9 protein-coding genes are annotated in these 8,603 nt (G+C 56.5%); 8 read left to right on the forward strand and 1 reads right to left on the reverse strand.

Translation table 11 applies throughout. The features are described from left to right. A partial coding sequence (locus VEI96_10115; protein ID HXX58342.1) for a twin-arginine translocation signal domain-containing protein occupies positions 1 to 218 on the reverse strand: 218 nt, incomplete at its 3' end. Between the two features lie 238 nt (positions 219 to 456). Between VEI96_10115 and VEI96_10120 the strand changes: the two genes are divergently transcribed. The 8 genes from VEI96_10120 to VEI96_10155 all read left to right on the forward strand — a co-directional run. Next, the gene (locus VEI96_10120) at positions 457 to 894 is read left to right on the forward strand and encodes an OsmC family protein (GenBank protein ID HXX58343.1); all 438 of its coding nucleotides are present in this window, start codon (positions 457 to 459) and stop codon (positions 892 to 894) included. Positions 895 to 1,179: 285 nt separating this feature from the next. Next, on the forward strand, positions 1,180 to 2,427 hold the full coding sequence (locus VEI96_10125) for a Type 1 glutamine amidotransferase-like domain-containing protein (protein ID HXX58344.1): 1,248 nt from the start codon (positions 1,180 to 1,182) through the stop codon (positions 2,425 to 2,427). Positions 2,428 to 2,472: 45 nt separating this feature from the next. Next, positions 2,473 to 3,489 (forward strand): GNAT family N-acetyltransferase, encoded by a 1,017-nt coding sequence (locus VEI96_10130; protein HXX58345.1) that lies wholly within the window; start codon positions 2,473 to 2,475, stop codon positions 3,487 to 3,489. After that, on the forward strand, positions 3,486 to 4,793 hold the full coding sequence (locus tag VEI96_10135) for a glycosyltransferase (protein ID HXX58346.1): 1,308 nt from the start codon (positions 3,486 to 3,488) through the stop codon (positions 4,791 to 4,793). The genes VEI96_10130 and VEI96_10135 overlap by 4 nt, the downstream gene beginning before the upstream one ends. A gap of 8 nt (positions 4,794 to 4,801) precedes the next feature. Next, a complete protein-coding gene (locus VEI96_10140; protein ID HXX58347.1) occupies positions 4,802 to 5,494 on the forward strand; it encodes a PIG-L deacetylase family protein in 693 nt (230 codons plus the stop codon). Positions 5,495 to 5,608: 114 nt separating this feature from the next. Then, a complete protein-coding gene (gene typA / locus VEI96_10145; GenBank protein ID HXX58348.1) occupies positions 5,609 to 7,459 on the forward strand; it encodes a translational GTPase TypA in 1,851 nt (616 codons plus the stop codon). A gap of 134 nt (positions 7,460 to 7,593) precedes the next feature. Then, positions 7,594 to 8,172 carry a flavin reductase family protein gene (locus VEI96_10150; GenBank protein HXX58349.1) on the forward strand — a complete coding sequence of 193 codons (579 nt, stop codon included), beginning with the start codon at positions 7,594 to 7,596 and terminating at the stop codon, positions 8,170 to 8,172. Positions 8,173 to 8,330: 158 nt separating this feature from the next. After that, positions 8,331 to 8,603: hypothetical protein (locus VEI96_10155; GenBank protein HXX58350.1), on the forward strand; the 273-nt coding region annotated here is incomplete at its 3' end.

The following is an 8,603-nucleotide window of genomic DNA, read 5'->3' on the forward strand; positions in this document are numbered from 1 at the left end:
ACGGAGGCGATCGCCTTCTTGAGCGTAACCGTATAATCCGGGTTGATCTTTGCGTCGCTGAACCCCCAATGCGTGTCGGATAACTGGACAAAGAAGAAATCATCCTGACTTCCTTTTTTCCCCTGATCAGAGGCAAAACTGTCGATGCCCGAAATGAAGACAACGCCTCCAATGCCCGCAAGTTTCAGGAATTCCCTTCTGTCGATTCCTCTTTTCATGGCTCCTCCATAATTTGCAGATGTTCGCCATTATAGCGACATGCCTGTTCTTTATTCGTAATTTCACTATAGCACGCCTTCGATTGATGTCAAGGATGATGCCGAAGACGATGATGCCGAAGACGCGCCGCGACAGCGCGGAATCCCGGGGAGAAGCGATTTTCACGATCCGGGTTGAGACTCGAAAACACCGATTACGCATGGTATGCTATAGAAAAAAGAAGGGCAAGGAGACAGTATGGGACAGATCGCGCTCGAATGGGTCGGTGAAGACAGCAGGTTGTTCATCGGACGGGACGGCCATGGGCATACGGTTGTGGCCGGATCCTGGCCGAAGAAAGACGACGCGGAGTGGCAGGAATGGAAGGGGCTCAAGCCCTCGGACCTGCTCGTCATCAGCCTCTGCGCGTGTTCATGTTACGACGTAGTCGAAATCCTCAAGAAACAGCGCCAGGACCTGACCGGACTGCGCATCACTGCCGATGCCAAGCAGGCCCCGGAGCCGCCCTGGCAGTTCACCGAGATTCACCTCAATTATGTGGTCAAGGGACGGAACCTGTTGCGCGCGAAAGTCGATAAGGCGATTGAGCTGTCGCAGAATAAGTACTGCTCCGTGGCTGCCACGATAAAAGGCGTAACGAAGATTACTCACAGCCTTGATCTAAAGAGCGAATAGCTTGCAGCGCCGGTATCTTTATGAGCGCTCGAAACAATGATTCGCTGACAGGCCTTCGCACGGGGAAGCAATGAGGCGGGAAATGTCCTTCCACGATCATACGGGCGGTCTATTCTGCCGAAAAGCGCCGTCTCTATACGTGTCTACTTGACAACGCGGGCGAAAGGCGCTCAAATTAAGGTAGCGAAGGAGTAGCGAAGAGAGGCTGAGAAACCTCTCTCTGAATCGTATACAGCAGTCTGCAAAGGGCAGCCGCCCACAGTAAGGGGAGCGAGGAGGTCTCTTTTGCCATCAAGAAAGGGCATGATCGCGCTTATGGGCTCCGGAGAACTCACCGCTACGATGGTCGAGGTTCATAAGGAGATTCTCGCGCGCCTCGGCAGCGCTCCCAAAGCGATCTTTCTCGACACGCCCGCCGGGTTCCAGTTGAATGCCGACCAGTTGTCTGAAAGGGCGGTGGAGTATTTCCGCGTAAACGTCGGCTATCCGATGACTGTCGTTTCATACAAGTCGAAGGACGTCCCTGCCCTCGAAGCTGAACGGGCGTTTCGCATGATGAAAGAGGCCGATTATTTTCTTGTCGGTCCCGGAAGCCCGACATACGCGCTGCGGCAGTGGAAGGGGACTCCTATCCCGGAGATAATCGACCGGCGGATCGAAAGGGGCGCTTGTCTCGTTGCGGCCAGTGCTGCCGCACTCACTGTGGGACGGTTCACGCTACCTGTATACGAGATTTATAAAGTCGGTGAGGAGCTGCGTTGGGTGGAGGGCCTTGACATCCTGAGCTACTTCGGACTCAATGCGCTGGTCATTCCGCACTGGAACAACGCAGAGGGCGGGAATCACGACACCCGCTTCTGCTTCATGGGAGATGCCCGCTTCAGGATTCTCGAGTCGATGCTCCCCGAGGATGTGGGTATCATCGGTCTTGACGAGCACACGGCCTGTCTTATAGACCTCGACAGGGAAGAGTTCTCGATAAAGGGTATCGGCACGGTGACGCTGCGAAACCGTGGAAAGGAGAGGACATTTGGGAGAGGAGAACGCCTCCCTCTCGGCCTGCTTTCGGGAAGCGGTGCCGGCGCTGTCCCTTCAATGTCTCCATCGGAAAACCAGTTCTCGGAGCCGGCACCTCTGCCTGAAGAGTCGGGTTTCTGGGATGCCGTTCACGCCCTGGAAGCTGCGTTCTTCAAAGGCCTCGACAATGATGCCCGTGATGCCGCGAACGCCCTCCTTGCTCTCGACGGGCTCATCTGGAAAGCCGTGCAGGAGAATCTGAAACCCGAGGGCATCTTCCAGGCGCGGGAGCTTCTTCGCGAATTCGTCGTTCTTCTCGGAATGCGTCTCGCCTCTACCCCGGGAAGCCGGCAGGAATGCCTCGCGCCTCTTGTTGATGAATTGCTTGCATTGAGGGCTTTCTTCAAGCAAAATAATAAATGGCACGAAGCGGATGCGATCCGCGGCTGCCTGAAGCGGTCAAAGATTGAAGTCGATGATACCCGGGACGGGTACCATTGGCGTTTGGTTTCGTGAGCTGCCGAGAGTGCACGAGAAATGGTGTCTCCGAGGTGAACAGGCATGTCAGAAAGTGGTTTAAAACTCATGAGGGCAGGGATCGGCGGGACGGTAACCGTCAGACCGCTTCATGATCTGGATCTCTACTGGCGGGCTTCCGTGAGTCCGCTGAAGTGGGGTTGTCTCTTCATGCTTCCCCCGTGGCTTCGTGTCTGGTCGTCGCACTTCGGGCAGGGGTCGAAGACGCGCCTCTACGTCGTGACGGAGCGGGACCTGCTCCTCGGTGCGGCGCCACTCTTAATCAGCGGAGAGACGGCTCATCTCATCGGTGACAGCGACCTGATCGACTATAGCGACTTCATCGTCACGCCCTCGCGGGAGCGAGAATTCTTCTTGACCCTTTCGGATCGCCTGAAGCGGGAGGGCATCAGCCGTCTCGACATGGGTCGCGTCCGATCCGATTCGGCGGCATTCTCCTGTGTCAAGGCATGCTCTACCGTGCTTGACGACACTGTATCCTGTGAGCCCGTGGACGAGCTCTTCGAGATGGATTTGCCGGAAACCTGGGACGGGTACCTCGGCCTGTTGTCGGGAAGGGAGCGGCACGAGACGCGCCGAAAGCTCCGCCGTCTTGAAAGTGCGGGAGATATCGCGGTGCGAGTCATCGAAGAGAAGCAAGAGGTTGCAGCTGCGATGGACGCCTTCATGGCACTCTTCCGGGCCAATGCGAGCGAAAAGGTGCGGTTCATGACCGTTGCGGTCGAGTCGTTCTTCAGGTCTCTTGCAGCGGCGATGGCCGAAGCGGGACTCTTAAAGCTCTTTTTTCTCGATCTGAACGGTATGCCGGTTGCGGCGACGATGTGTTTCGACTACGACTCGACGATCTATCTCTATAACAGCGGCTACGACGGGGAATTTAGCCAGCTGAGCGCCGGACTGCTCGGCATCGTCTTCAGCATACGGGAAAGCATCGCGCGCGGCAGGCAGAAGTTTAATTTCCTCCGGGGCAGCGAGCCATACAAGAGACGCCTCGGCGGCCTTCCGGCGAAGCTCCATCACTGCGAGGTCGTCCTGAAATGATTTCATCTCCGGTTATCGATTCCCGCAGCGTCTTGAACGGAGTCCGGGCGGCGTCAAACGGACGGCAGCTGCGAATCGCGATGCTCAGCATCCATTCCAATCCCCTCGGTGAACTCGGGACCGAGGACACGGGAGGCATGAGTGTGTACGTGCGTGAACTTTCGCGCGAACTCGGCATTGCGGGGCACAATGTCGATATTTTCACCTGCGCCGACAATGGGAGGCTGGATTCTGAGGCGTTTTTATCCGAACGGGTCCGACTCATCCATCTGCGAGTCGGAAACAACGGGAGGGTCGCGAAGAACAGACTCTTCGGATATCTGCCGGAGGTCTTCCTGTCTCTTGAAAAGTATGTGTCCGCCAACCGGCTTTCCTATGATCTCGTCCACAGCCACTATTGGCTGTCCGGCGCCGTGGGGCGACGGGTACAGGAGCGGTGGTATGTGCCTCACGTAGTGATGTTTCATACAACGGGCATCGCGAAGCGAGTCGCCTGCGGCCAGGAGAGGGAGCCGGCCCTCCGTCTGATCAACGAGAAGAGACTGGCCCACTCGAGCAACCGGATCCTTGCTGCGACCGAGAGGGAAAGGAACCTACTTGTGCGATACTACGGTGTAACGGGGGAGAAAATCGGGATTGTACCCTGCGGGGTGAACCTGGAACGGTTCCAGCCCGTTTCGCAAAGACTTGCCCGAAAAGAGCTCGGGCTGGAGGATTCCCGGTTCATTGTTCTCTACGTCGGGAGGTTCGCCCCCGTCAAGGGACTCGACAGGCTCATGGCCGCAGCGGCGCATCTCCGCGCACTCCCGGGCGTCACGTTCCTTGTAGTCGGCGGTGACGGACAGGAGGAGGATTCGACGGTCGCACTGAGACGGTTCGCCCAAAAGGCCTCGGTTGAAGGCATGGTGAGATTTCAGGGAAGGATCGAACATGATCTTCTCCCCTTGTATTACAGCGCGGCAGACGTCCTTGTCGTGCCGTCTTACTATGAGAGTTTCGGCCTCGTAGCCCTCGAATCGCTTGCCTGCGGCACGCCCGTCATCTCCGCGCGAGTGGGAGCCATGGAAACGTTGATCGCAAGCGGCGGGACAGGACTCCTCGTCGACACGCCGAGTCCCCGTTCGTTTGCATCGGCCATCGAGCAGCTTTTGAGCGATTCAATGAACGGCGGTATGTCCCGCGAGAGGATACGCGCTTCCGTTCTCGGCTATGGCTGGGCGAATGTCGCCTCGGCCGTCGCGCGAGAGTATGGGGCCTTTTCTCCGCCTTGCGTGCGCGGGGAATACGGACCCGCGATGCAATGAGGTCGCCCATGGCAGCCCCCGCTGATATACTCGTTGTTGCGGCGCATCCCGATGATGCCGAATTCGGAGCCTCGGGAACGGTGGCCCGCTGGATCAGGGAAAAGAAGGAGGTCGTCTATGTTGTCTGCACGAGCGGCGAGAAGGGAACGGCGGACAGGACGATGAATCCGGTCAGGCTGGCCACGATAAGGGAAAGCGAGCAGGAGGCAGCGGCGAAGGTCCTCGGCGTCCGGGAGGTCGTCTTCCTCAGGCTTCCCGACCAGGGGCTGGAAGACACCCCCGAATTCAGGAAGATGATCGTCCGGCAAATCCGGACGTATCGGCCGGCCACGGTCGTGACCTCAGATCCCTACCGCCGCTACGTCTGGCACCGGGACCATAGGATTGTCGGACAGGTCACGCTCGATGCTGTATTCCCCTTTGCCCGGGACCACCTCGCGTATCCCGACTTTCTGGAAGAAGGGCTCGAACCTCACAAGGTCCGCGAAATGTTCTTCTTCGGTTCCGATGATGTGAACTACCGCTCTGATATTACGGAGACCTTCGATCTGAAGGTCGCCGCGCTCCGCTGCCATAAAAGCCAGGTGAAGGAGCTCGGGGTATCTGACCTCGAGACATGGCTGCGAGGATGGTCCTGTTCGATGGCCGAGGGCACGGAGTGTGAACTCGCCGAGACGTTTCATCGGGTCGAGATCAAGTAGCGTCTCCCGATACTTGGAGGGAAGAGAAGCGGCAGGCCAGGTTCCCCGCTGGCTTTTGTTCCTCCTCTTCGGATACAATAATACCTCCGCATTGTCCCGCCGGAGACATTGCCTGTGAAAGACCGAGAAGAAGGAATGAGAGGGTTTGTCGGAATCATGAAACGGGAAGAACTGAGAAATATCGCTATTATCGCCCATGTAGACCACGGGAAGACTACCCTTGTCGACGGAATGCTGAGGCAGGGAGGTATCTTCCGCTCACATGAGAGGGTGCAGGAGCGTGTCATGGATAACATAGATCTCGAGCGTGAGCGAGGGATCACGATCATGGCGAAGAATACCGCGGTCCAGTATGACGGCGTGAAGATCAACATCGTAGATACGCCCGGCCACGCGGACTTCGGAGGAGAGGTCGAGAGGACGCTTAAGATGGTAGACGGCGTGCTCCTGCTTGTCGACGCATCGGAGGGCCCGCTGCCTCAGACGCGGTTTGTGTTGAAGAAGGCCCTTGAACTTAAGCTGCCCCCTGTCCTCGTGATCAACAAGATAGACAGATCCGATGCGAGGATTCAGGAAGTCCTCAACGAGGTCTACGACCTCTTCATCGACCTCGATGCCACGGAGGAACAGCTCGAGTTCCCCGTTCTCTACACGAATGCAAAGCTCGGTTTCGCGAAGCTGAATCTTGAAGACGAACCGCAGGATCTGAAACCGCTCTTCGAGACGATCGTGAATACGATACCTCCGCCTGAGGGCGACCGGGGAGGGGCGTTGCAGCTCCTTGTCACGAATATCGACTATGACGACTATGTGGGAAGGATAGCGATAGGACGCATCTTCTCCGGCTCGGTGCGGGTCGGTGATTATGTCGCGATCGCAACCGGAGACTCCTCAATCACAAAGACGAAAGTCACGTCGATGTACACCTTCCAGGGGCTCGAGCGGATTGCGGCGAAGGAGGCCTCGGCAGGAGAGATCGTGGCCCTCTCAGGAATCGAGGGGATAACCATCGGAGACACGATCACGAATATCGATACGCCTCTGCCGCTGCCACGGATCAAGGTCGACGAGCCTACCATCTCGATGGTCTTTCTCGTCAATACCTCGCCCTTTGCGGGGAGAGAGGGAAGGTTTGTGACGTCTCGGAATTTGCGGGAGAGGCTCGAAAAGGAGCTCCTCTACAATGTCGCGATACGGGTCGATTTTTCCGAGACGGACTTCTTCACCGTCATGGGCAGGGGAGAGTTACAGCTCGCCATCCTCATCGAGATGATGCGGAGAGAGGGGTATGAGCTGTCCGTCGCGATGCCGGAAATCATAACGAAGAGGATAGACGGCGTTCTCCATGAGCCCATGGAGCTGCTCGTCATAGATCTGCCGGAAGAGTATGTCGGCGTCGTTACCCAGCAGGTCGGGATGAGAAGGGGGAGGATGCAGAAGATGCAGAACAACGGTTACGGCAGGGTGAGGCTTGAATTCAGGATACCCTCCCGCGGGCTGATCGGGTTTCGGTCGCAATTCCTGACCGATACCAGGGGGACGGGGCTGCTCAATCATCTTTTTGACGGTTACGAGCCCTGGCAGGGAGCCATTTCGAAGAGGCAGACAGGCGCCCTCGTTGCCGACAGGCCGGGAAAATCTACGATCTACGCTCTCTTCCATCTCCAACCGAGGGGGGTCCTCTTCATCAGGGAAAACACGCCGGTGTATGAGGGCATGATCATCGGCGAGAACTCACGGGACAATGACCTCGATGTGAACGTCATCAAAGAAAAGAAGCTCACGAACATTCGTGCTGCCAATGCAGACGAGGCGCTCCAATTGATCCCCCCGCACGTCATGAGCCTGGAACAGGCCATAGAATTCATCAAGGAAGATGAACTCGTGGAGGTGACACCCGAATCGATTCGCTTGCGGAAAAGAGTGCTCGAGGCGAACAAGAGACCGAGGGGCAAGAAGGATTGACAGAGAGTGAATTCTCCGGGTTCTGCGGTTTTGCTCCCGCCGGTGGCTGCCTCATGCCGTAGCATAGGACCGCTAAACTTGCTATAATGCTTAACGGTAGGGCCAAAGGATCGACAGGCCCGTGAGGTAATCGGATGGAAAAGATACCTTTAGAAAAAAGGTTGTTCTGTCTCCCCTGGACCCAGACCATTCTCGGCACCCACCTGAAGGGAAAGGTTAATTTCATGGCGCTCGATTGGCTGACCCGCGTTAACTTTGAACCGGCCATGATCGGCATCTGTCTCAATAGACAGAATGCATCGCACGCCGCCGTAGAGGATACCGGAGAATTCAGCGTGAACGTCCCGAATGTTGCTATGGTGGAAGTCACGGATTACACCGGCATCGTCTCGGGGCGGACCGTTGACAAGTCAGGCCTCTTCGAAGTCTTCTACGGGGAATTACCGTCTGCACCCATGATCAAGACCTGTCCCATCACCATGGAATGCAGACTGGTCGAAACGGTTTCGCTTCCAACGAATTCTTTCTTCATCGGCGAGATTGTCACTCTTTACTCGGAAGAGCGGTTTCTGACTGACGGAAAGCCGGATGTGAAGAAAATGAACCCTTTCGTTCTTACGATGCCTGATAATCGGTACTGGTCGATTGGTGAGCCTGTCGGTAAGGCGTGGAATGCGGGGATAGCCCTACGGGAACGATTGAAGCAACCGTAGGAGTTCGATAAAGAAGACGGGTATCATTTCCGCACGATGAAATCTCTCACGATTCTCAGGAACCAAATTCTAAAGAGTCGTCTTCCCGAATACCGATTCTTTGGATGAGACGCATATCCTCCCAGTCGAACGGTCCTGCCTCCGAAGCCGGGCGTCTTTTGCATCTGTGGCTTGCCCTCTCCGTCTGGGTACTCTCCGTCGCGGGCATTAGCGTCCTTGTTTTTCGTGCTCCATCGAAAGGTACGGTCACTACTGTTTATCACGAGGTTGTTAACCGCTGGTTGACGAACCAACCGATCTATCCCGATGGCTGGATGTATTCCTTCTATTATTTCCCGCAGTTTGTTTTTGCCTTTATACCTTTCCATTTTTTACCTGTTCCTCTGGGCGACATTCTCTGGCGCGCCGTGTCGACAGGTCTCTTTGCCTGG

The organism is Thermodesulfovibrionales bacterium (genome assembly GCA_035622735.1).
Taxonomy (GTDB): Bacteria; Nitrospirota; Thermodesulfovibrionia; order Thermodesulfovibrionales; family UBA9159; genus DASPUT01.

Bases quoted from the DNA above. Each gene is read 5' to 3' on its own strand.
- VEI96_10120 (HXX58343.1), top strand. From the start codon at position 457: ATGGGACAGATCGCGCTCGAATGGGTCGGTGAAGACAGCAGGTTGTTC.
- VEI96_10130 (HXX58345.1), top strand. From the start codon at position 2,473: ATGTCAGAAAGTGGTTTAAAACTCATGAGGGCAGGGATCGGCGGGACG.
- VEI96_10135 (HXX58346.1), top strand. From the start codon at position 3,486: ATGATTTCATCTCCGGTTATCGATTCCCGCAGCGTCTTGAACGGAGTC.
- VEI96_10140 (HXX58347.1), top strand. From the start codon at position 4,802: ATGGCAGCCCCCGCTGATATACTCGTTGTTGCGGCGCATCCCGATGAT.
- VEI96_10150 (HXX58349.1), top strand. From the start codon at position 7,594: ATGGAAAAGATACCTTTAGAAAAAAGGTTGTTCTGTCTCCCCTGGACC.